The following is a 23990-nucleotide window of genomic DNA, read 5'->3' as shown; positions in this document are numbered from 1 at the left end:
TAGTATTAAAAAATTCTTTACATTTTAATTTTATGTAATTGAATATTTTAAACAATGAAAGGGGATTTAAATGAAGAAATATGATGTGATTATTATAGGTGGTGGACCAAGCGGTCTTAGTGTAGGAAGTGAACTTTCTAAACTAGGTAATAAAATAGCTATAATTGAAAAAAATATTGTAGGAAAAACAAATCGTTCATGGCTTATACCTGGGAATGTAATAAGTAAGCTTGATAAAGATTTACAAAAGTATGCATATAATGGAGTAAAAAGATTTTTAGAGTATACCCCACATCTAGAAATAAAATGGGATACAAATCCGCCTTGGGGAAATAAAAAATATAAGTGTTATCCTTTTATTGATCAGGCAGGATTATTAAATCATTTTAAAAACATTATTTTAGAAAATAATGGAGAATTATTTGAAAATTCTATATGTAGTGATTATATAATAAAAGATACTAATGTAGTTGTAGAAATAATTAATAAAAGTTATAGAAAAGAAAAAATAGAAGCAAAAATATTGATAGATGCTTCAGGCTATGACTCAATGATTGTAAAAAAAGAAAATATAAATAGAGATAATTATTATCATTGGTCAGTATATGGATATGATTTAGAATTTGATGATACTAGCAAATTAAAACACCCAGGAAATTTAGGGAATATGCAAATTGGTGATTATATGCTTTGGCAAGCATTTAAAGATAGTCCAATAGATAAAAATACTAATTTATTTCAATTTAGACCTATTATGGAGTATGAAGTATTAGATGAAAAAAGAGTTTTTGTATTCATTTTATTTTTTTCAAAAAATAAAGTAGATAAAAATACTATGAAGTATATATTTAATGCAATATTAAAGAATGAAAATTCTATAAAAGACTTTAAAAATGGAAAAATATTAAAAGTTAGATTTGGTTGGTACCCATCAAATGAAGTATCTCAAAAAATTTCGAAAAATAGATTAGCTTTTATTGGTGATGCTGGTTGTTGGACTATTCCTGCGGGATGGGGGATGTCTTTTATATTAAATAATTATAAAAATTATGCTTTTAAATTAAATAAACTAATAAAAAAAGATAAATTAAATAAAAAAAATCTTGATAAAATAGTTTCATTTAATCAAAGACAAAAATTTGAAATTGTTATGGATAAATTGGTATTACATTTTTTATCAAATGCTAAACCACAACTTATTGATAAATTCACTCAAACAATAGTAGACAATTTTAAAGGTAAAACTTTAGAAACTATGTTTTGTTTGGAGTTAGAAGAAAAAGAGGTATTTAAATTATTTTTAGTAATTATTAAAAAGTTTACTTTAAAAGAATTATTTTCTATATTTAATTCAAAAAAAGATTATTTTTTAGTGTTAAAAGTAATATTTTACTATATTTTATCATTTATATTTTCAATATTTACAGAGGATAATTTAGGTTTTCAATTTAAAAAATAAATTTTAAAAGGGGTTAAGATGAATTTAAAAAAATATTTAGCATATTTATATCAAAAATTATTTTATGTAAAAAATGTACATCATCCATTGAGTGTTTTTAAAAATAGAAAAAAAAGAGTTATAACGTTACCAAAATTTGATTCTTTTCAAAGAGACCAAGATGTTCAATGGTGGTATTGGACAGGTCATCTAAAAGGAGTAAATAGAAAGAGTAAAGAAGAAAGAGAGTTTGGGTTTGAAATAGTTTTTTTTGCTTTTAATAGTTTTATTTTTTTTAAAAATGAATTAGCACAAGCTGCTATTACAGATATAAAAGATAAAAATTTTTCTTATTATGAAGATGTAAAATTTTTATCTTTACCTAAAAAATTAAAAAACGGTTATAAATTTGATTTTAAAAACAAAAAAAATTGGTCAAAATGTAGTGGGGGAAATGGAGAAGATAAACTTAATTTTAAAATAGATAATTATTTAGTTAAATTAAAATTAAAATTAAAAGAAAAACCAGTTATCAGATATAATGGAAAAGCTTATGAATATACTTTTGGAGGCTATACCTATTATTATTCTAGAGAAAAAATGGAAACAAGTGGGATTATGGAAATAGATAATGAAATATATGATATTTATGGAATAACATGGTTTGATAGACAATTAGGTGAGTTGTATCAAGCTATTTTTAAAGGGTGGCAGTGGTTTGCATTATCATTAAAAAATGGAAATACAATTATGTTATTTGATTTTTTTAAAGAAAATAAAAATAATTATGGAAGTATAACTAAGAATAATAAAACTATAGAATTATTTAAAGAAGATTTTAATGTAAAAGTAATTAATGAATGGATAAGTAAAAAAACAAAAATAAAATATCCTAGTGGATGGCATATAAAGTTAAAAAACATGGATTATTATGTTTATCCTAAAATAAAAAATCAAGAATTAGCTTGTAAACATAAATTTTGGATTGGGCCTGAATATTGGGAAGGGGATTGTATTATTAAAAATATTAAAGATGAGTTCATAGGTGAAGCATATGTAGAATTAAATGGATTTGGACATAAATTAATCACTATAGATATAGATAATGATGGAAAGAGAAGTTTTGGATTTTAAATAAAATCTATGGTTATAGATAAAAAATAAATAAAATTAACATAAAATGAAAATAGTATTTAAATACACAAAAAAACTTGACTTTAAAACTAAAGAAATGTTATGATTAAGTATATTAATAAATTAGGAGATGATAATGTGAATGAAACTATAAAAACAATTAAAAACCATAGATCAATTAGAGAATATTTAAATAAGGATATTCCAAAAGAACATCTTGATGCAATTTTAGAAGCAGCTCAAGCAATGCCTACATCAATAAATGGCCAACAGGTTTCAGTTATTGTAGTAAAAGATAAAAATACAAAAGAAAAAATTGCTGAATTGGCTGGTGGACAACCATATATTGCAAAAGCACCTGTATTTTTAGTATTTGTAGCAGATTTTTATAAAACTTATTTAGCAGGTAAAAAAGCAGGTGAACCTCAAGTTATTCATGAAAGTATTGAAAGTACAGCAGTTGGGACATTTGATTCAGGACTTGCTATGGGGGCAGCAATAATTGCAGCAGAATCTTTAGGACTTGGAATAGTTCCTATAGGTGGAATTAGAAGAAATCCAGAAGAAATGATAAAACTTTTAGAATTACCTGAGTATACATATCCTTTAGTAGGATTATGTATAGGATATGCTGAAAATAACTCTAAACAAAAACCAAGATTACCAAAAGAAACATTTATTCATAATGAAAAATATCAAAAAGACAATTTAATTAAATATATTAGTGATTATGATAAAACAATGGAAATGTATTTAAAAGAAATAGGTCTTGAAAATGAAGAGAATTGGTCAAGTAGAACAGCAAGTATATATAAGCAAGTATATTTCCCTAATGTGTATCCTACAATGAAATCACAAGGATTTAAAAATGACAAATAATATAAAAACCACTAAATTATAATTGATTTAGTGGTTTTTTATTTAAATTAAGCTTTTCTATAGAATAATAGTCCTGACGCAAATACTAAAAGAGAAATTACAAGATATATTCCAATAGCAGGATTAGTTATCCCACCATATAATATGATTAATGCTCCAATAATTGCACAAATAGGTATTACAAATCGTTTGAAAAAATTTAATTCTTTAAATTCTTTTATATACCATATATAAAGTGATAAATATATTCCATAAACCATTACTATAGGAATTTCATCGAGTCCTATATATCTACCAAATAAATTATTTAAACTAGCATACCATAACCCTAGATATATAAGTGTTAAAATATTAGAAAAAATACCAGAATTTATAGGTGTATTTGTTTTAGGATTGATTTTAGATAAAATATTTGGTATAGGTCCTTGATTTCTTATAGCAAGTGAATAAGGGATTCTCATATTTGATAAAACAAGACCATTTAATGTACCAAGACAAGATATTACTACAAAAGCAGTTAATACAACAGAACCAATATTTCCAAATAACTGTGTAGTAGCAAGTCTAATAGCATTATCACCTTCATTTACGATAGTTCCAGTTTTTAAAACTCCAGCTATCCCTAAAAAATATGATATATACACAACAAATACTATAAATGTGCCTATTACAAGAGCTTTTGGTAAATTTATTTTTGAATCTTTTATTTCGTTGTTTATTGTAATAGCTATTATCCAGCCTTCATAAGCAAATGCTGTAGCAACAACTGCTGATGCAAGTGTTCCTCTACTACTTCCTACTTGATTTGCTGCTTCAATAAAATTAGATACTGTAACCCCATTAATAATTCCGCTAATTGTTCCAATTATTGCTACTGCAAATAAAGGTATTAGTTTAATTATAGTAGTAGTTACTTGCAATTTACCAGCTAAAATAGGTGCTGTCCAATTTATTATAGATATTATTGATAAATATATAAATGCTAAAATCCAAGTTTCTTTTGAGTTAACAGGATTACTACTTTTAAATAATATCATAGTATAAAGTGATGCGACCCATGCAAGTATTGCAGATAAAGGCGAAAAATAGATTATTCCTTTAAACCATCCTACAAGGTATCCAAATCTTGGACCATATGCTGCTTCTGAATAATCAACTAGACCATTTGATTTTTCTATTCTTTGAGCATACTCAGCAAAAACAAGTGCACCAAAAATCATTGAAAAAGCACCTATTCCCCATGCAATTAATGCATATATTAAATTTCCATTTGTAAGTTTTAGGATGTCATCAGCTTTGAAAAAAACTCCAGACCCAATTACAACTCCTACCACCATTGCAACAGCTGTTGCTAAACCATACTTCTTTTGTAACTGTTCCATAAAATCCTCCTTAAATTTCTGTTATGCTAATAATTATATTTTATTGTCGTTAAAAATGCAATATTTTTTTGTGATATTTATACTATTTATTAAGTACATTATTTTATATTGTTTAGTAATATATAGTTTAAATAACTCTTTATATAATTTAAAATAATAATAAAGAGAATATATAATTTAAAATAATAATAAAGAGAATTTATTTATAGCACAAAATATAGAAAAAAAATTGAATCTAAGCACAATATATGGTATTATTATTGTAACGATAATAAAAATGAAATAAATATAATTAAAGAAAGAGGGTAAGGTTATGGCTAAAATTGTGAAAAGAGATAACAGAGTATCAGAAGTAGACATTAAAGAAATAAGAGAAGCACTAGAATGGGCAAGTAAAGATCTAGAGATTAATTATTTAGAACTTGAAAGCCATATTCAAAGTATTTATACAGATACTATTACAACAAAAGATATACAAAATTCTCTTATAACACAAGCTCTTGCAATGACTACAGTTGATGAGCCAGATTGGAAAAAATTAGCAGCAAGACTTTTATTAATGGAAATATATAAAGAATCTAATAGAAAAATAAAAGAAAAGGGATATTATGATTATGTAAATTTTGTAAATAATGCGATAGAAAAAGGTTTATATAGTGATGAAATAAAAAAAATATATAGTGACGAAGAATTAAAAAAAGCATCTACATTTATAAATCAAGAATATGATTTTGAATATGATTATGCAGGAATGTCAATGCTTGTAAATAGATATCTTATTAAAGATAGAAATAATGTATTTGAACTTCCACAAGAGATGTTTTTGACAATTGCGCTTATGATAGCATCTACAGAAAAAAAAGAAACTAGATTAAAAATAGCAAAAGAAATTTATCATCATATTGCAGGAAGAAAAATATCTTTAGCCACTCCTATACTTATAAATTTGAGAAAACCAAATGGAAATTTATCATCATGCTTTATTACAGCGATAGATGATTCTTTGGAAAGTATATTTTACAATATAACTGAAATAGCTAAAATATCTAAAAATGGTGGTGGAGTAGGAGTAAATCTTAGTAGAATTCGAGGTACATCAGCAGAAATAAATAAAACTCCAGGGGCCTCAGGTGGAGTAATTCCTTGGATAAAAATTATAAATGATACAGCAGTAGCAGTTAATCAATTAGGAAAAAGAGCAGGAGCGGTAACTGTTGCATTAGATGTTTGGCATTTAGATATAGAACATTTTTTAGAGCTTCAAACAGAAAATGGAGATCAAAGAAAAAAAGCTTATGATATTTTTCCACAAGTAGTAGTTAATGATTTATTTATGGAAAGAGTAAAAGAAAATAAAGAGTGGACGTTATTTGAACCGAATGAAATAAGATTAAAATATAATGTTGAAATAGCTGAATTATGGGGTGAAGAATTTAAAAAACATTATAAAATATTTGAAAATGATAATAAACTAAAATTAACTCAAAAAATAAAGGCTAAAGAACTTTTAAAAAAAATAATGAAAACACAAATAGAGACAGGGATGCCATATATTTTCTTTAAGGATACTGTAAATAAAACAAATCCTAATAAACATGATGGAATGATAGGAAGCGGAAATCTTTGTCAAGAATCATTTTCTAATTTTAAACCAACAAAATTAAATAAAGAAATTCTTAATAAAGAAAAAATCCAAAGTGAATATAAAAGTGGACTTGTACATACATGCAATTTAGTTTCTTTAAATCTTTCTACTTTACTAGAAAGAAAAGATTTAGAAAAGGCTACTAAGTTAGCTGTAAGGATACTTGATAATGCTATTGATTTAACAGTTACTCCTATTCAAGAAAGTAATCTCCATAATAAGATATATAGAACGATAGGAGTAGGAGCCATGGGACTTGCAGATTATTTAGCAATAAATAAGCTACCTTATAGAAAAAATAAAGAAACATTAATAGAGGTGAATGATTTATTTGAATATATTGCTTTAAATGCTGTAAAATCTAGTATAGAACTCGCTAAAGAACGTGGGAAATATAAAAAATACGAAGGTAGTGAATGGAGTAAAGGGATATTATTTGGAAAAAATAAAAAGTGGTTTAGAGAAAATAGTAATTTATATAGTGAATGGGAAAAAACAATAGAAAATTTAGAGAAATATGGAATAAGAAACTCTCAATTATTAGCGATAGCACCAAATACTTCTAGTGCATTAGTACAAGGTTGTAGTGCGAGTGTATTACCTATATTTAATAAATTTTATATGGATAAAAATGCAAAAGGAGTTGTACCAATAGCACCGCCATTTATAAAAAAAGCGTTTTGGTATTACAAAGAAAATAAAAATATTCCACAAACCGATGTAGTAGAAATTATATCGACAATTCAACAATGGATAGATCAAGGAATAAGTTTTGAGCTAGTTTATAATTTAAATATGGAGATTACAGCAAAAGATATTTATAATACTATTATGACAGCATGGGAAAAAGGATGTAAAACTATATATTATACTAGAACAATTCAGAAAAATAGTAATAGAATGAATGAAAAAGAAGAATGTGTATCTTGTGCAAATTAAAAAATTATTATAAAAAATTAAGAAGAAAGAAATATCTAAATAAAAGAATTGGAAAAATAAAAAATGAGTTTAATTAAATTAAGATTTTTAAAGAAAATAAAATTTAGGAGGATAGTATGTCTGGAAAAGAATTGGAAAAATTATTAACTAAAAAACTTTTATTCAATCCAAAAGGTAATGATAATATAGAAAAAAGAAGAATAATAAATGGTAGTACAACAAATTTATTTAATTTAAATAATGTGAAATATAAATGGGCAAATAAACTTTATAGAACTATGATGGAAAATTTTTGGATACCAGAAAAAGTAGATTTAACAATGGATACTTTAGATTATAAAAAGCTTACAAAATTTGAAAAAAGAGCATATGATGGTATTTTATCATTTTTAGTATTTTTAGATAGTATTCAAACAAACAATGTACCTAAAATATCGGAAGTAATTACAGCACCAGAAATAAATTTAGTGTTATCTATACAAACTTATCAAGAAGCTATACATTCACAAAGTTATGCATATACAATTGAAAGTATTATTCCTGTTGATGATAGAGAAAATATTTATGAATTTTGGAGAGATGATGAAGTGTTATTCGATAGAATAAAATTTATAGCAAAGATTTATCAAAAATATCATGATAATGAAACGATAGAAAATTTTTTTAAAACTTTAGTTGCGGATTATTTATTAGAGGCAATATATTTTTATAATGGATTTAACTTTTTTTATTTATTAGCTAGTAGAAATCTTATGCCTGGAACAGCAGATATTATTAGATATATAAACAGAGATGAACTTAGCCATGTAGTGCTTTTTCAAAATATAATTAATGATATCAAAAAAGAAAATTCTGAAATTTTTATAGATAACATTGTATATGAAATGTTTGACACAGCAGTAAAACAAGAAATAGAATGGACAAATCATATTATAGGTGATGATGTACTTGGGATTAATAAAAAAAGTACAGAAGAATATACAAAATGGCTAGCTAATCAAAGACTTAGAAGTTTAGGATTAAATGAATTATATAAAGGGTTTGATAAAAATCCATATAAACATCTTGAAAAAATAGCAGATACAGAAGGCTCAGGAGATACAAAAGCAAACTTTTTTGAAAGTACAGTTACAAGTTATAATCAATCAAGCGCTGTTACTGGGTGGGACGAAATATAAAATTTTATCAATTGCTTAGCAGAATACTACCACTTCAAAATTCGTTAGAATTTAAGTGGTGAGTAGTTCTCTTGAATCAATGGCTAAATTAATTTTTACTCATTTTTGTTTTAAAAAATAAAAAAAAAAGGAAAAAATAATGAGAAGAGTATAAGATTAGTAACAAAGAATATTATTTAGGGAAATAGGGGAAAGGAGTTATTATAAAAAATAAACAAGGAGTGTGGTAGTTGTGATAAAATCTATGACAATGAAAAAAGGTAAGAGAAAAAAAGTAAAATATCAAATAATTATTCCAGTATTTATTGCATTTATTATAATTTCAATATTAGATATTTTATATACCTCTTATACTTTTAATAAAGAGTTAGTAGAGAGAGTAACAAGACTGAGAGATGAACAAATTGAATTTAATAAAGTAAAGTTAAATGACCTAGTTTCATTGGGGATAGGTGTGTTAGATAAGTATAATAAACTTTATGAATCTGGAGAGATGACATTAGAAGAGGCTAAAAATAAAGCAAAAGAAACAATCAGAAATATGAGATATACTGGAAATAATTATTTTTGGATAGATAATGGTAATTATATTAATATATTATATTCAGTTAAACCAAAAGCAGAGGGAACAAATAGAGAAAACTTAATAGATAAACAAGGGAAAAAATTAGTAAAAGAGTTAGTGGATATAGCAAAACAAAATGGTGAATCTTATGTTACATATTATTATCCAAAACCTGGTGGAACTACAGAGCTCCCAAAACTTGGACATGTAAAGCAATTTAAACCTTGGGATTGGTATATAGGAACGGGTTTTTATATAGATGATATAGAAGTAAAAGTAAAAAATATGGAACAAAATGAATTAAAAGTACTTGGTAAAAATATAAAACAAAGAATATTTTCTAATATACTAATGTTTATTGTTCTTGTATTAATTTTAAGTTTTGCTACTGATATAATGGCAAAAACTATTAAAGATGTTAATAAAGTATTAGAAGCTGCAGCAAAAGATGGAGAGCTCGATGCTAAAATAGTTACAAAACAAAATAATGAGTTTGCTGTAATGGCAGAAGATATAAATGCATTTATGGAGAGAATAAAAACTATAATTAAAGAAACTAAAAACCTTGGAGACGAAGTAAAAAATACCTTTACATTAGTTGTAAATATAATGGATAATTTAATAAATGGTAAAGACAGTGAAGTGTATAATGAATTAAAAGATAAATTGAACAACGGTATAATACAACTTAATGAAGCAATAGAAAATGTAGTAGATAATGTAAGAAATCAAACGGCAGCATCAGAAGAAAGCTTAGCAGCGTTAGAAGAAATTACTGCTACTACAGAAACTATAAATGAAAATATTAAAGTTACTAACGTTTCTTTTGCTGAAACATTAAAAATAACAGAGAGAAGTTTTAAAGATATAACAGAATTAACAGAAAGTATGGAAAATATAAGTGAAAGTACTGAAGAAACAAATACAGAAATAGAAAAATTAAAGGAATTGTCAAATAGTATAGGTGATATAACAGTAGCAATAAATGCAATAGCAGAACAAACAAATTTACTTGCATTAAATGCAGCAATAGAAGCGGCAAGAGCAGGAGAAGCAGGAAGAGGATTTAGTGTAGTAGCAGAAGAGATAAGAAAATTAGCAGAGCAAACAAATAAAGAAACCGATAAGATAGAAAACCTAGTAAAAACTATTCAAAATGAAGTAGAAATAGTAAAAACGGGAGCAGATGAAGTAAAAGAAAAAGTAACAAGAGGAATAAAATTAACAAATCGATCACTTGAAAATATGACAAGAATAAAAGAGAATAATGATAAAAATGCTAAACAAATAAATGAAATCTCTGTAGCTGTAGACGAACAATCACATGCATCAAAAGAAGTAACAACGGCAATCAGTAGTATAGCTGATAGCTCAACAGAAATAGAAAGTTTAACAATAGAAGTAACAGATACTTCAAATGAAATTAAAGAAAAAATACTTATGAATCAAGAAATACTTTCATCATTAGAGAGCATTATTAATAAATTACAAGAAGATTTAAATTTCTTTAAAGTCAAATAAAAAAATATAAAGGCTAACATATTAATTATGGTAGTCTTTTTTTATTTTTAACAATAAAAATTGTATTTAAAGATTGATTTTTATTCTGAAATATGGTATAATGGCTCGTTTTAAATTAGTTTTTGGATTGGGTATGTTTAAAGGGAAAATAGGTCGTTAAATTAATCAGGGAGGAAACGATGAAAAAAACAAAAATTTCTAAAAAAATTAATGTGGCAGTGATATTAGTATTGGTAATTTTTAGTTTATTTAATTCTATAGTGAGTATAATAGCAGAACAAAAGCGAAGTAAAAGAGTATTAGAAAATTTAACTAAAAATTATTACAATGAAAAAAAACAAGATTTAATAAATTTAGTGGATTCAATAGCAAGTTTTATTGAAGGGAAAAATGAACAAGAAATCATAGAGATTTTGGATAAAGCTAAATATGATTCAACAGGTTATTTCTGGGTAAATGATACTACACTACCTTATCCCAAAATGATATATAATCCAAATGGGAAATCACTTACAGGTAAATTATTAAATAATACTAAATATAATGTAGTGGGTGAAAATAAAGAAAATTTATTTGTTGCATTAGTTAAAAAAGCAAATAAAAATGGGGCTGGTTTTGTAGAATATACATGGTTAAATCCAAAAAGTGGGAAAAAAGAACCAAAACTTAGTTATGGTAAAAAAATAGGGAATTATATTATAGCAACAGGAATATATTTATCAGAAATTCAAAGTATAATAGATAGGGAAAAAATAGCAGCCAAAAAAAATATACAAAATATAATAATAAGACAAATTATTTTATCGTTTATTATTATTATTATTTCTTGGTTAATCTTTAGATTAATTTTAAGAAAAATAGTAAAACCATTAGAAGAAGTAAATAGAAATATGAAACTTATTGCAGAAGGAGAAGCGGATCTTACTAATAAAATACAAATAGTATCTAATGATGAAGTGGGAGAGTTAGCAGAATATTTTAATAAATTTCTTGATAAATTACATGATATTATATATGAAATTAAACAATTAACGATTGTATTAACAGATAGAAATACACAAATTCATAATATTATGGATAATATAATTAAAGGAAGAGAATCAGAGTATTTGCATCAGTTAGAAGAAAGACTTGAAGCAGGAACTATCCATTTACAAGAATATATAGATAGAGTACTTGATAATGTAAGAAATCAAACGGCAGCCTCAGAAGAAAGTTTAGCTGCAATACAACAAATTTCAGCAGCGTCTCAAGAATCAAAATTAAAAACAAATGACGTCAGTAAAAATAGTGAAATTGCAATAAATGTATCTGTTAGCGGCCACAAAAAGATAACGGATATGAATGGTCAAATGAGTACTATAAGAAATAGTGTAGACAGTGCAGAAAAAGAAATAAACAAATTAGTTAAATCATCACAAATAATAGGTGATATAACAGTAGCAATAAATGCAATAGCAGAACAAACAAATTTACTTGCATTAAATGCAGCAATAGAAGCGGCAAGAGCAGGAGAAGCGGGAAGAGGATTTAGTGTAGTAGCAGAAGAGATAAGAAAATTAGCAGAGCAAACAAATAAAGAGACTAAAAAAATAGAAAAAATAGTGTCTAATATACAAAAACAAATAGAAAATGTAAAAGAAGCTAATATAGACATTGATAATAAAGTAGAATTTACACTAAATACAACAAATGAATTAACAGAAACTATATTAAATATAAATAAATTAATAGATGAAAACAATGTATTAATTCAAGATGTAAATAAAATGATAGATGAACAAAATATGTCAGTTCAAGATGTAAGTAAAGCTATAGAATTATTAACAAATAGCTCTACCAATATAGAAAGTGTATCAATAAATACTCAAGAAATTTCGGTTAAAATAGGGGATATTTTAAATAATAATCTTTCTGAAATAAAAGATACTGTTGAATTAGTTCAAGAACTAGAAAAAAAAGTAAAAGGATTTAAAACAAAATAAAGTTGAAAAAAAAAAAATAATAGAGTATAATTAACTTGAAGAATAAAAAGCAGTGATATAGCTGCTTTTTATTCTTCAAGTTATAAACACGTGTTTATAAAATTAGGGAGGGAACGATGAAAAAAATAAAAAAGAAAAAAAATAAAAAGTCGGGATTAAAAAAAAATAATTTTTTAAAAAAATTAAATCTTAAAAATTTTAGTTTGAAAAAGATGAGAATAGGAACGAAAATTGAAATAGCTGTAGTTATATTATTAATTTTATTTAGTGGAATTAATGTATATCAAAATATAAAAGCAGAAAAAGAAAAAGCTAGTGAATATATAGCAAGATTAGAAAATGAAGGGACTCTTTCAGTCCAAAACGAACTTACAGAAATGGTAAGAATAGTAAGTGGAATGATAAAAGGAAAATCTCTAGACGAAATCAAAGAAGTACTTGGAACTGTAAGATATAATAAAAATGGGTCTGGTTATTTTTGGTTAACAAATGCAAAGGGACCATATCCAACAATGTTATTTGAACCTCAATTTAAAAGTGAAATTGGAAAAGTTCTTGATGATGCAAAATACAATATAATTGGAGAAGATGGGAAAAATGTATATAAAGTATTACTTGATCAGGTAAGAAGAAAAGGTGGTGGATTTGTTCAATATGAATGGAAAAAACCTGGAAGTATGTCTGCAGGGACATTATTAATATATGGTACAAAAGTTGAAGATTATATACTCATTACAGGAACATATATTGATGAAATATTAGAAAAAATAAAAATTGAAAAAATAAATGCATTGAATAAAATAGATGATTTAAAAAGAAGAGCTATAATAAACTCAATTATAGTAATAATTATTGGTATTATATTAATTAAAATTATTGTAAATAAAGCTTTAAAACCTTTAAAAATAATAAATAAAAATATGAAAGAAATATCTGAGGGAGAAGCTAATCTTACAGTAAAACTTGATATTAAAACACAAGATGAAGTAGGAGAATTAGCAGGATATTTTAATAAATTTATTGAAAAATTACATGATCTAATATTTGATATGAAGTCATTATCAAATATTCTTATAGAAAAGAATGATTATATACATAATACCATGGATAATATAATAAGTGGTAGTAAATCAAAATATTTTGATTTGTTAGAAGAAAAATTAGAAAATGGAACAATAGATTTACAACAATATATAGGAACAATACTTGATAATGTAAGAAATCAAGCAGCAGCTTCAGAAGAAAGTTTGGCTGCAATAGAACAGATATCAGCAGTATCTCAAAATGTTGTAGGAAATACAAATATAGTATCTAAAGAATCTGAAAAAGCATTAGAAATTTCAAAACAAGGTAGAAAAAAAATAGAAAATATGAATTTACAAATGGGAACCATAGGCGAAAGTGTAGAAAAAGCTGACGGAGAAATAGAAGAATTAGTTAAATCTTCAGAGAATATAGGAAGTATAACATTAGCAATAAATGCAATAGCAGAACAAACAAATTTACTTGCATTAAATGCAGCAATAGAGGCAGCTAGAGCAGGAGAAGCAGGAAGAGGATTTGCAGTAGTTGCTGATGAAATAAGAAAATTAGCAGAACAAACAAATAAAGAAACTCAAAAAATAGAAAATATTGTAAATGAGATTCAAAATCAAATAAATAATGTAAAAAAATCAAATAGTGATATTGATGAAAAAGTAGATTTTGCAGTAAAAGCTACAGAGGAGCTTAAAAACACTATAAATAAAATAAACGAAATTATATATAATAATAATGAATATGTAAAAAATGTTACTCAAATGATAAATGAGGAACAAACTTCAATAGAAGAGGTAACAAAAGCAATAGAACTATTGACAAATAGTTCTACAGATATAGAAGGAATCGCAATAAACACGAATGATATATCTGAAAAAATTGGACAGATACTAGATAATAATCTTGATGAATTAAAAGGAATGATTAGTTTAGTAGAAGAATTAGATGTAAAAATACAAGGATTTAAAACAAAAAATAATAAATAATTTTTTTAAGACCTATTGAAATCCTAAAAAAATAGGTCTTATTTTTTAGTTAGATAGATATTTTATAAAAAAATATGTTATAATTAAAAAAACGCATTAAAGTAGTAATGATTACAATTTTGTAATTATTAATTTACAAAAACATAATATTGGTGTATAATATAAAAAACAACATATAGGAGGTTATTAATGACGATAAATTTAATTGACAATATAATAGAAAACTACGATTCATATATTATTTTTATGTATAAAAATAATATTACTTTTGAAAACACGTTATTTTATTCAGAAGGTCTTTATTTAAAAAATTTAGCTGAAAAATCTGGATTTAATGCTAAAAAAGAAGAAATTTTTGTTATACCATTTGCTAAAGGAAATAGTGTAGTTCAAATAGTACTAGTAGGTTTAGGTAAAAAAGAAAAAGTAAATACGGAAATTGTTAGAAAAAGTTTATATAAGGGATTGACAACATTAAAAAATGTAGAATCTACTTTAATTATTAAAAATAATCCAATAGAAAATATTGAAAAAGCTTTAGTTGAGACAGTATATTTTGCAAACTATGAATTTGATAAATATAAAACTAAAAAAGCTGAAAAGAAAAAAATAAAAAGAATAGATATATTAGGAAATCTTAATAATAATAAAATAGAAGAAGCAAAAATTTATGCAGAATCTACTTTTATAACTAGAGAGCTTATAAATGAGCCCGCGAATACTATATATCCAGAAACTTTGGCAGAAAAAGCAAAAGAATATGGAGAAAAATATGGATTTGAAGTAGAAATATTTGAAGAAGAAAAAATAAAAGAGTTAAAAATGGAAGCATTTTTATCTGTAGCACAAGCAGCAGAAAAAAGACCAAAATTTATTGTAATGAGATATAAAGGGAATAAATCTAATGAAACGATTGGTTTAGTTGGAAAAGGACTTACTTATGATACAGGAGGATTATCATTAAAACCTACTAATAGTATGGATACAATGAAAAGTGATATGGGCGGTGCTGCTACAGTAATAGGAGTAATGAGTGCAGTTGCAAGATTAAAAATCGATAAAAATATAATTGCAGTTATAGCGGCATGTGAAAACTCAATTGCGGGAAATGCATATAGACCTGGTGATATAATAGGAAGTATGGCAGGAAAAACAATAGAAGTATTAAATACAGATGCAGAAGGAAGACTTACTTTAGTAGATGCAGTGCATTATGTAATAGAAAATGAAAAAGCCGATAAAGTAATAGATGTAGCTACTCTTACAGGTGCAGCACTTGTTGCATTAGGAACTACAACAACAGCAGTTATAACTAATAATGATGAATTATATAAAAAGCTTGAAGAGGCTTCGATTGAAACTGATGAAAGAGTATGGAAGTTACCAAATTTTCCAGAATACGGTAAATTATTAGAGTCAAAAATTGCTGATGTAAAAAATATAGGTGGTAGATTTGCAGGGACAATAACAGCTGGAATGTTTATTGAAAAATTTGTTCAAAAGAAACCATGGATTCATTTGGATATTGCAGGAGTCGCTTATACAGATAGTCCTTATTCTTACTATAAATTTGGTGCAACAGGACAGCCAGTAAGAACGATTATAAATTTCTTAAAAAAGATTTAAATTTAAGTCACTATTAATTTAGTGGCTTTTTTGAAATTTTATACAAGTTTTATATTTAAGTTCTGTAAGAAAATATAAATATACTTAAATAAAATTGTAGATAAGAAAAATATAATAAAATAGGAGGAGCAATGGATATAAAAAAAAGTATAGAAAAAATAAAAGAATTAACAAATAAAATGAAAGCATATGAACATGCTATGGCAATATTTCAATGGGATATGGAGACTGAGGCTCCAAAAGCAAGTGTAGAAAAAATAAGTAAAACAATGGGTTTTTTTATTACAGAAAATTATAATATTCTTTTATCAAAAGAGATGAAAGATACATTAGATATATTGAATGAAAATATAGATAAACTTGACGAGCTTAATGCAAAAGTAATAAATGAATTAACAAAAGAATATGATAAAGCTACAAAAATTCCTGTGGAAGAATATTCTAAATATCAAGAATTAGTTACAAAAGCACAAGTTGTGTGGGAAGAAGCTAAAACTAAAAAAGACTTTGATATTTTTAAACCTTATTTAAAAGAAATAATAGATTTTAATAAAAAGTTTATCAAATATAGAGGATATAAAGGGCATAAATATAACACTTTATTAGATGATTATGAACCGGGACTTACAGTAGATAAAGCAGATTTATTTTTTACTGCGTTAAAAAATAATATAGTGCCATTATTAAAAAAAATAGAAGATTCTAATGTAATTATAGATAATGAAAAACTTAATATTGATGTAGATATAGAAAAACAAAAGAGATTTGCAAAATTTTTAGCTGAATATATTAATTTTGATTTTAATAGAGGTGTTTTAAAAGAAAGTATGCACCCATTTACATTAAATTTTTCTAATAAAGATGTAAGAATAACAACTCATTATTATAAAAATAATATATTATCTTCCATATTTTCTGTACTTCATGAAGGTGGACATGGAATATATGAGCAGGGAATAAGTGATGAGGTAAGTGAAACTATTTTGGGACATGGTACCTCAATGGGAATACATGAATCTCAATCAAGAATGTATGAAAATATGTTTGGTAGAAGTATTGAATTTTGGAAAGGAATATATAATAAATTTATAGAAAATTTTGAAGAATTTAAAGATATATCAATAGCTGAATTTTACAAATTGATAAATAAAGTAGAAAATAGTAAAATAAGGGTAGAAGCTGATGAACTTACTTATTCATTACATGTATTAGTTAGATATGAAATAGAGAAAGCAATTTTTAATGATGAAGTGACAATAGACGAATTACCTAATTTATGGAATGAAAAAATGAAAGATTATTTAAATGTTGAAATAGAGAATGATGCTGAAGGTATTTTACAAGATGTACACTGGTCAGCAGGACTTTTTGGATATTTTCCTTCATATGCATTAGGAAATGCATATGCTGCTCAAATATACAATAAATTATCTCAGGAAATTGACATAAAAAACACTTTATTAAATGGTGAATTTAAAAAAATCAATAAATATTTAAATGAAAAAATACATAAATATGGTAAAATGAAAAAGCCATTAGAGCTTATAAAAGATATAACTAACGAAGAGTTGAATCCACAATATTTTTGTGATTATCTAAAAGAAAAGTATTGTGAAATATATAAAATAAAAAAATGATAATTTATGAAATGTAAAATATGAAAGGTAAAAAATGAATATTTATATAATAAGGCATGGAGAAACAGAATGGAATATCGTAAAAAAATGGCAAGGGCATAAAAATTCTAATCTAACTGAATTAGGCAAATTACAAGCAGAAAAACTTGCAAACAAATTAAAAAATATCAAGTTTAATAAAATTTATTCAAGTCCTTTAGGGAGAGCATATGATACTGCTAAAATTTTAAAAGGAAATAGAGATATTGATATAGAATTAGATAACAGATTAAAAGAAATTAATATGGGAGTATTAGAAGGACTTGATAGAGAAATTGGGATTAAAAAGTATGGTAATACTATAGAACAATTTTGGAATTATCCACATTTATATAATCATAAAGAAATAAATGGAGAAAGCTTTTATAGTTTAAATAATCGAACAAAAGAATTTTTAGAAGAAATAATAAAAAAATATAATAAAAATGAACACATAGTTATAGTATCACATGGTGTAACTATAAAATCATTTTTATTTAATATAAAAAATAAAAATATAAAAGAATTTTGGGATGGAGGGCATGTAAAAAATACAGCACTTACACATATTTATTTTGATAATGAATTTAAAATTATTAAATATTTAGATAATTCACATTTACAGTAGAGAGGGAGAGATATATGTATTTAGAAAATATAGAAAAAATTAAAGGAATAATTGAGACAAAGGATATAGTTATATTTTATGTATCATCTACAGGTTGTAATGCTTGTGAATCATTAAAACCTAAAGTTGAAGCATTAGCTAAAAAATTAGAAATTGAGTTTGTTGAAGCAAAAGTAGATGTGGTTGAAGAAATAAGAGATGTATATAGAATTTTAGCTGCTCCGACAGTAGCATTATTTGTAGATAAAAAAGAGATTCTTAGAGATGGTGTATTTATTAATTTACCTGATTTAGAATCTAAAATTAATAGATACAAAAAACTATTGAGAGATTAAAAAAATAAAAAAATAGGAGGATTAATGGAAAAAGAGTTTTTAAAATTTGTATATGATAGCCCTACTGCGTTTAATGCTGTAGATAATATAAAAAAAATTTTATTAAAAGAAAATTTTATTGAATTAGATATGTCACAAAAATGGAATCTTGAAAAAAAAGGTAAATATTTTATTATTAAAAATAATAGCAGTTTATTTGCTTTTCAAATAGGTGAAGAAAATATAAAAGAAACAGGTTTTAAAATAATAGGAAGTCATACAGATAGTCCAGGATTTAAGATAAAACCAAATCCTGAAATAATAATAGAAAATTATATGAAATTAAATATTGAAGTATATGGAGGACCTATATATAATACTTGGCTTGATAGGCCATTATCTATTGCAGGAAGAATAATATTAAAAGATTTGACTACTAAAATAGTAAATATAAATAAACCACTACTAATAATACCAAATTTAGCTATTCATCAAAATAGAGAAGTGAATAAAGGCATATCATTAAATCCACAAGAAAATTTACTTCCGATAATAGAAATAATGACAAAAAAATTAGAAAAAGAAAACTATTTATTAAATATTATTTCAAAAGAAACGGAAATTAATATTAATCAAATATTAGATTTTGAATTATTTTTATATGAATACGATAAAGGAAGTACAATCGGATTAAATAACGAGATGATTTCTTCTAGTAGAATAGATAATTTAGCTTCTGTATTTACTAGTTTAAATGCATTAATTAATAATAAAAATAATAAAAACACAAAAATTATAGCTTGTTTTGATAATGAAGAAATAGGAAGTACAACTCTTCAGGGGGCTGACTCTCTTTCATTATCTTATTTATTAGAAAAGATTTGTTATGGTCTGGAATTAAACAGAGAAGATTTTATATCTTCACTTGAAAAAAGTTTTATAATTTCAGCTGATGGAGCACATGCTTTTCATCCTAATTACTCAAATAAAGGAGATATAACAAATAAATTGCTTATGAATAATGGTATTGCAATTAAATATTCTTCAAATTATTCGTATACTTCTAATGCTTATAGTGCAAGCTATATAAAGAAAATATGTAAAGAAAATAATATAAAATATCAATATTTTTTAAATAGATCTGATACTAGAGGTGGTTCAACAATAGGTCCAATTTCTCAATCAAATTTACCAATAAATTCTGTTGACATAGGTATACCTATGCTTGCTATGCATTCTATAAGAGAACTATGCGGAACAGAAGATTTAAAATTATTAAATAAATTATTAAATAAATTTTTTGAAAAATAAAAAAGGAGGAGAAAATGTTAGAAAAAATGTTAACGATAAATCCTATTTTATTAGCATTATTAGCGACTCTATTTACATGGTTTATGACTGCTCTAGGATCAGCCATGGTTTTCTTTTTTAAAGAAATAAATAAAAAGTTATTAAATGCTATGTTAGGATTTGCAGCAGGAGTAATGATTGCGGCAAGTTTTTGGTCATTACTTAGTCCAGCAATTGAAATGGCTGAAAAAAGAGGAGAAATAGGTTGGGTTCCAGCCTTAGTAGGATTTTTAGGTGGAGGGGCTTTTTTATATCTATTAGATAGAATTTTACCTCATTTACATATGGGATTAGAAATAGATGAAGCCGAAGGAATAAAAACTCATTTACAAAGAAGTATTCTTTTAGTATTAGCAATTACACTTCATAATATACCCGAAGGATTTGCAGTAGGAGTAGCTTTCGGAGTATTAGCAAATAATCCAACAACAGGAGCTTTAGCAGGAGCTTTAGCATTAGCATTAGGTATAGGAATCCAAAATTTTCCCGAAGGAGCAGCAGTATCTATACCACTTCGTAGAGAAAAAATGTCTAGATTAAAAGCTTTTAATTATGGTCAATTATCTGGTATAGTAGAACCAATTGCCGGTGTAATAGGAGCATATCTAGTTTTTATTATAGAACCTTTATTACCATATGCGCTTTCTTTTGCAGCAGGGGCTATGATATTTGTAGTTGTAGAAGAATTAATTCCAGAATCTCAACTAGGGCATGAGACAGATATGTCGACGTTAGGAGCACTTTTAGGATTTGCAGTAATGATGTTTTTAGATGTAGCACTAGGATAGTAATTTTTTATAGATTATAAAAAAACATGCCCTTGTTAAGGAATCAAGGGCATGTTTTTTTAATCTTCAAGGTTTTTTAACATTTCTTGTACATAAGTTGGAAGTGCAAATGCACCTTTATGAATATCAATATTATAGTATTTTGTTTTTAATCCTAATTTTAACCATTCTTTAGGTTTAAAATCTTTTATTGGATCAATTCCTTTTGAAGCAAATCCAAACAACCAATGCCCAGAACCATATGTAGGCATATGAAATTGATATATTTTACTTAAAGGAAAAATTGATTTAATTTTCTTATGACTTCTTTTCATTTCTCTAGCATTAAACGGATAATATGGACTTTCATTTTGATTGATAAGTATTCCATTATTAGTTAGAGCTTTATAACAATTTTTATAAAATTCTGTAGTAAATAATCCTTCGCCAGGCCCAATAGGATCAGTAGAATCTACAATTATTAGATCATAAATATTTTCCTTATTTTCTACAAATTTTACGCCATCTTCAAAATAAAGATTTACTCTTCTATCTTCAAGCTTTGATGCGGTAATAGGTAAATATTTTTGGCAACATCTAACAACTCTTTCATCTATTTCGACCATATCTATTTTTTCAATAGAAGAATATCTAGTTAATTCACGGACACTTCCACCATCACCACCACCAATTATAAGTACATTTTTAATGTTTGGATTTGTGGCCATTGGTGCATGAGCTATCATATCATGATAAATAAATTCATCTTTTTCTGTTACCATTACATAACCATCTAATGTGAAAAACCTACCAAATTCATAAGAATCAAAAAAATCTATTTGTTGAAATTTACTTTTTTCAGAGTGAATATGTTCTTTTATTTTGATTGAAAATCTTGCTCCCTCAGAGTGATTTTCAGTAAACCATAATTCCATTAAAAATACCTCCATTAATTATTTTCTGGTTTAAACACAATTTTTTCTAATGGTTTTGGATAATACTTTTTGATTTTTTCAGTCATTCCTCTAGGAATTTCTATCGATTCACTTCTATCAGATTTTAACATTTTTTCTAAATAATCAAAACCTTTCCATGGATTCACAGTGTCTCCACATGTAAATAAATCAACTGCAGCATAGCCATATTCTGGCCAAGTGTGTATAGTCAAATGTGATTCAGAAATAATCACCGCTCCACTTACTCCCCAAGGATTAAAATGATGAAATACACTATTTACAATAGTAGCACCGGCGACTCTTGCAGCTTCATTCATTAATTCTTGAATAAGTTCAACATTTTTTAAAATTTCCTCATCACAATTGTAATACTCAACTAAAATATGTCTTCCTAAAGTATCAAGTTTCATTTATTCCTCCCTATATCCAGTTTATTTTACAACTTTTATATAATTTATATCAGGGTCTTCTGCCCCATTAAACACAGTATCTTGAGTTTTTAAAAATTTTATATAATTAATCATATCTTTTGTTATTTTTTCTCCAGGTGTAATTATTGGAATCCCTGGAGGATAAACCATTATAGATTCACCACTAATTCTATTTATACAATCATCTAAAATAGCATTTTCTTTTTCTGCGTAAAAAGCTTCTCTAGGTGATAAAACAACCTTTGGATTTTCTAGTGTTGGATGTTCTATTATATGTTTAGTACCTTTAAATCTTTTAGAAATATCTTTAAAAGCTTCTAAAAGTTTATTTAAGTTTTCTTCGGTATCCCCAATACTTATTATTGCAAGAACGTTATAAGTGTCTGCAAGTTCCATTTGAATAGAATAATCATCTCTAAGAATATCATATACTTCAAACCCACTAAGACCTAGTTTTGCCACGTTGATTCCAAGTTTAGATTCATCAAAATCTGCGATTCCTTTTTTATCTATAATTTCTTTTCCAAACGCATATATACCCTCGATTTTGTTTAATTCATTTCTAATATATCTTATATGTTTTAATATTTTATCAAATTTTTCTCTTCCATTTAAAACAAGATTTTTTCTAGCTACATCTAAACTACTCATTAATAAATACGATGCACTAGTGGATTGAGTGAGATTTAAAATTTTTTTTACTTTATTTTTACTTATTCTTCCCTCATTTAATAAAAGGATAGAGCTCTGAGTTAAAGAACCACCTGTTTTATGTAAACTTGTAGCAGCCATATCAGCACCAAGAGTAGTTGCACTTTTAGGAAAATCAGGATGGAAATTTAAATGTGCACCATGAGCTTCATCTACGAGTACTGACATGTTATGTTCATGAGCGATTTTAATAATTTCTTTTAATTCAGAAACAGCACCATAATAGTTTGGATTTAATAAAAATACAGCTTTTGCATCTGGATTTTCTCTAATTGCTTTTTCTATTTCTTTATGTGATACTCCCATTACTATACCTAAATCATTTCTTATATCTGCCTGTACATATATAGGGATAGCAGAACATAATATTAATGCATTAACAGCACTTTTATGAGCGTTTCTAGGTAAGATTATCTTATCTCCAGGCTTACAACAACTCATAATCATTGCTTGAACTCCAGAAGTAGTTCCATTTATTAGAAAAAAAGCATGATCTGCATTATAAGCATCAGCCATTAATTCTTCAGCTTCTTTTATTACACTAGTAGGATTAGCTAAATTGTCCAATTGTTTCATCGAATTTACATCGACTTCCATTATTCTTTTTCCAAAATAATCAGTAAATTCAGGCAATCCTTTTCCTGCTTTATGACCTGGAACATCAAAAGGAATTATATTGTCCTTTTTAAATTGTTTTAAAGCATCAAAAAGAGGAGTTACACTATGATTTAGATTTTTTCTTTCTATTTTGACCACATCCTCTATCAAAAAATAAATGTTTATTTAAAATAAAGAAAAAATTTAGTATAAATAAACACTAAATAAGAATACTATATTTTTAGTTTATTGTCAAATATTTTTT

General features: G+C 25.7%; 18 protein-coding genes. 14 read left to right on the top strand and 4 right to left on the bottom strand.

What is annotated here, in order from left to right; genetic code table 11:
- Window positions 1–70: 70 nt before the first annotated feature.
- The 3 genes from EV215_RS01825 to EV215_RS01815 all read left to right on the top strand — a co-directional run bounded on the left by EV215_RS01825 (window position 71) and on the right by EV215_RS01815 (window position 3451).
- On the top strand, window positions 71–1459 hold the full coding sequence (locus tag EV215_RS01825; protein ID WP_134112275.1) for an FAD-dependent monooxygenase: 1389 nt from the start codon (window positions 71–73) through the stop codon (window positions 1457–1459).
- 18 nt (window positions 1460–1477) lie between these two features.
- Window positions 1478–2572, top strand: a complete 1095-nt coding sequence (locus EV215_RS01820; protein ID WP_134112274.1) for a lipocalin-like domain-containing protein — start codon at window positions 1478–1480, stop codon at window positions 2570–2572.
- Between the two features lie 102 nt (window positions 2573–2674).
- The gene (locus tag EV215_RS01815; protein ID WP_243832375.1) at window positions 2675–3451 is read left to right on the top strand and encodes an NADPH-dependent oxidoreductase; all 777 of its coding nucleotides are present in this window, start codon (window positions 2675–2677) and stop codon (window positions 3449–3451) included.
- Window positions 3452–3498: 47 nt separating this feature from the next.
- Here EV215_RS01815 and EV215_RS01810 read toward each other — a convergent pair whose 3' ends face one another.
- Entirely contained in the window at window positions 3499–4833 is a 1335-nt protein-coding gene (locus tag EV215_RS01810) for an APC family permease (RefSeq protein WP_134112272.1), read from the bottom strand.
- A 313-nt stretch (window positions 4834–5146) separates the two neighbouring features.
- Between EV215_RS01810 and EV215_RS01805 the strand changes: the two genes are divergently transcribed.
- From EV215_RS01805 to EV215_RS01755, 11 genes are all read left to right on the top strand, one after another.
- The gene (locus EV215_RS01805; RefSeq protein ID WP_134112271.1) at window positions 5147–7417 is read left to right on the top strand and encodes a ribonucleoside-diphosphate reductase subunit alpha; all 2271 of its coding nucleotides are present in this window, start codon (window positions 5147–5149) and stop codon (window positions 7415–7417) included.
- Window positions 7418–7533: 116 nt separating this feature from the next.
- Window positions 7534–8595 (top strand): ribonucleotide-diphosphate reductase subunit beta, encoded by a 1062-nt coding sequence (locus tag EV215_RS01800; RefSeq protein WP_134112270.1) that lies wholly within the window; start codon window positions 7534–7536, stop codon window positions 8593–8595.
- 250 nt (window positions 8596–8845) lie between these two features.
- The gene (locus tag EV215_RS01795; RefSeq protein ID WP_166667315.1) at window positions 8846–10681 is read left to right on the top strand and encodes a methyl-accepting chemotaxis protein; all 1836 of its coding nucleotides are present in this window, start codon (window positions 8846–8848) and stop codon (window positions 10679–10681) included.
- 179 nt (window positions 10682–10860) lie between these two features.
- On the top strand, window positions 10861–12666 hold the full coding sequence (locus EV215_RS01790; protein ID WP_134112268.1) for a methyl-accepting chemotaxis protein: 1806 nt from the start codon (window positions 10861–10863) through the stop codon (window positions 12664–12666).
- 116 nt (window positions 12667–12782) lie between these two features.
- Window positions 12783–14690 carry a methyl-accepting chemotaxis protein gene (locus EV215_RS01785; RefSeq protein WP_134112267.1) on the top strand — a complete coding sequence of 636 codons (1908 nt, stop codon included), beginning with the start codon at window positions 12783–12785 and terminating at the stop codon, window positions 14688–14690.
- Window positions 14691–14879: 189 nt separating this feature from the next.
- The gene (locus tag EV215_RS01780) at window positions 14880–16316 is read left to right on the top strand and encodes a leucyl aminopeptidase (protein ID WP_208320311.1); all 1437 of its coding nucleotides are present in this window, start codon (window positions 14880–14882) and stop codon (window positions 16314–16316) included.
- A gap of 131 nt (window positions 16317–16447) precedes the next feature.
- Window positions 16448–17953 carry a carboxypeptidase M32 gene (locus EV215_RS01775; protein WP_208320310.1) on the top strand — a complete coding sequence of 502 codons (1506 nt, stop codon included), beginning with the start codon at window positions 16448–16450 and terminating at the stop codon, window positions 17951–17953.
- Window positions 17954–17987: 34 nt separating this feature from the next.
- On the top strand, window positions 17988–18599 hold the full coding sequence (locus tag EV215_RS01770; protein ID WP_134112266.1) for a histidine phosphatase family protein: 612 nt from the start codon (window positions 17988–17990) through the stop codon (window positions 18597–18599).
- A gap of 14 nt (window positions 18600–18613) precedes the next feature.
- A complete protein-coding gene (locus EV215_RS01765; protein ID WP_134112265.1) occupies window positions 18614–18934 on the top strand; it encodes a thioredoxin family protein in 321 nt (106 codons plus the stop codon).
- Window positions 18935–18958: 24 nt separating this feature from the next.
- Window positions 18959–20224, top strand: a complete 1266-nt coding sequence (locus EV215_RS01760) for a M18 family aminopeptidase (protein WP_134112264.1) — start codon at window positions 18959–18961, stop codon at window positions 20222–20224.
- 14 nt (window positions 20225–20238) lie between these two features.
- The gene (locus EV215_RS01755; RefSeq protein ID WP_134112263.1) at window positions 20239–21051 is read left to right on the top strand and encodes a ZIP family metal transporter; all 813 of its coding nucleotides are present in this window, start codon (window positions 20239–20241) and stop codon (window positions 21049–21051) included.
- Window positions 21052–21110: 59 nt separating this feature from the next.
- Here the strand turns inward: EV215_RS01755 and speE are convergent, their stop codons facing one another.
- The 3 genes from speE to EV215_RS01740 are packed head-to-tail and all read right to left on the bottom strand — an operon-like array spanning window position 21111 to window position 23884.
- The gene (speE, locus tag EV215_RS01750; RefSeq protein ID WP_134112262.1) at window positions 21111–21965 is read right to left on the bottom strand and encodes a polyamine aminopropyltransferase; all 855 of its coding nucleotides are present in this window, start codon (window positions 21963–21965) and stop codon (window positions 21111–21113) included.
- 14 nt (window positions 21966–21979) lie between these two features.
- Entirely contained in the window at window positions 21980–22396 is a 417-nt protein-coding gene (gene speD, locus EV215_RS01745; RefSeq protein ID WP_134112261.1) for an adenosylmethionine decarboxylase, read from the bottom strand.
- A 21-nt stretch (window positions 22397–22417) separates the two neighbouring features.
- On the bottom strand, window positions 22418–23884 hold the full coding sequence (locus tag EV215_RS01740) for an aminotransferase class I/II-fold pyridoxal phosphate-dependent enzyme (protein WP_134112260.1): 1467 nt from the start codon (window positions 23882–23884) through the stop codon (window positions 22418–22420).
- Between the last annotated feature and the right edge of the window lie 106 nt (window positions 23885–23990).

Source organism: Hypnocyclicus thermotrophus (assembly GCF_004365575.1).
In the GTDB taxonomy this organism is placed as follows: domain Bacteria; phylum Fusobacteriota; class Fusobacteriia; order Fusobacteriales; family Fusobacteriaceae; genus Hypnocyclicus; species Hypnocyclicus thermotrophus.
This window is presented reverse-complemented; position numbering and strand designations above follow the sequence as displayed.

Excerpts from the sequence above, each read along its gene's own strand:
- speE (WP_134112262.1), bottom strand. The coding sequence starts at position 21,965 with ATGGAATTATGGTTTACTGAAAATCACTCTGAGGGAGCAAGATTTTCA.
- EV215_RS01795 (WP_166667315.1), top strand. The coding sequence starts at position 8,846 with ATGAAAAAAGGTAAGAGAAAAAAAGTAAAATATCAAATAATTATTCCA.
- EV215_RS01820 (WP_134112274.1), top strand. The coding sequence starts at position 1,478 with ATGAATTTAAAAAAATATTTAGCATATTTATATCAAAAATTATTTTAT.
- EV215_RS01785 (WP_134112267.1), top strand. The coding sequence starts at position 12,783 with ATGAAAAAAATAAAAAAGAAAAAAAATAAAAAGTCGGGATTAAAAAAA.
- EV215_RS01825 (WP_134112275.1), top strand. The coding sequence starts at position 71 with ATGAAGAAATATGATGTGATTATTATAGGTGGTGGACCAAGCGGTCTT.
- EV215_RS01770 (WP_134112266.1), top strand. The coding sequence starts at position 17,988 with ATGAATATTTATATAATAAGGCATGGAGAAACAGAATGGAATATCGTA.
- EV215_RS01810 (WP_134112272.1), bottom strand. The coding sequence starts at position 4,833 with ATGGAACAGTTACAAAAGAAGTATGGTTTAGCAACAGCTGTTGCAATG.
- EV215_RS01775 (WP_208320310.1), top strand. The coding sequence starts at position 16,448 with ATGGATATAAAAAAAAGTATAGAAAAAATAAAAGAATTAACAAATAAA.
- EV215_RS01780 (WP_208320311.1), top strand. The coding sequence starts at position 14,880 with ATGACGATAAATTTAATTGACAATATAATAGAAAACTACGATTCATAT.
- EV215_RS01805 (WP_134112271.1), top strand. The coding sequence starts at position 5,147 with ATGGCTAAAATTGTGAAAAGAGATAACAGAGTATCAGAAGTAGACATT.
- EV215_RS01815 (WP_243832375.1), top strand. The coding sequence starts at position 2,675 with ATGATTAAGTATATTAATAAATTAGGAGATGATAATGTGAATGAAACT.
- speD (WP_134112261.1), bottom strand. The coding sequence starts at position 22,396 with ATGAAACTTGATACTTTAGGAAGACATATTTTAGTTGAGTATTACAAT.
- EV215_RS01755 (WP_134112263.1), top strand. The coding sequence starts at position 20,239 with ATGTTAGAAAAAATGTTAACGATAAATCCTATTTTATTAGCATTATTA.
- EV215_RS01760 (WP_134112264.1), top strand. The coding sequence starts at position 18,959 with ATGGAAAAAGAGTTTTTAAAATTTGTATATGATAGCCCTACTGCGTTT.
- EV215_RS01800 (WP_134112270.1), top strand. The coding sequence starts at position 7,534 with ATGTCTGGAAAAGAATTGGAAAAATTATTAACTAAAAAACTTTTATTC.
- EV215_RS01790 (WP_134112268.1), top strand. The coding sequence starts at position 10,861 with ATGAAAAAAACAAAAATTTCTAAAAAAATTAATGTGGCAGTGATATTA.
- EV215_RS01765 (WP_134112265.1), top strand. The coding sequence starts at position 18,614 with ATGTATTTAGAAAATATAGAAAAAATTAAAGGAATAATTGAGACAAAG.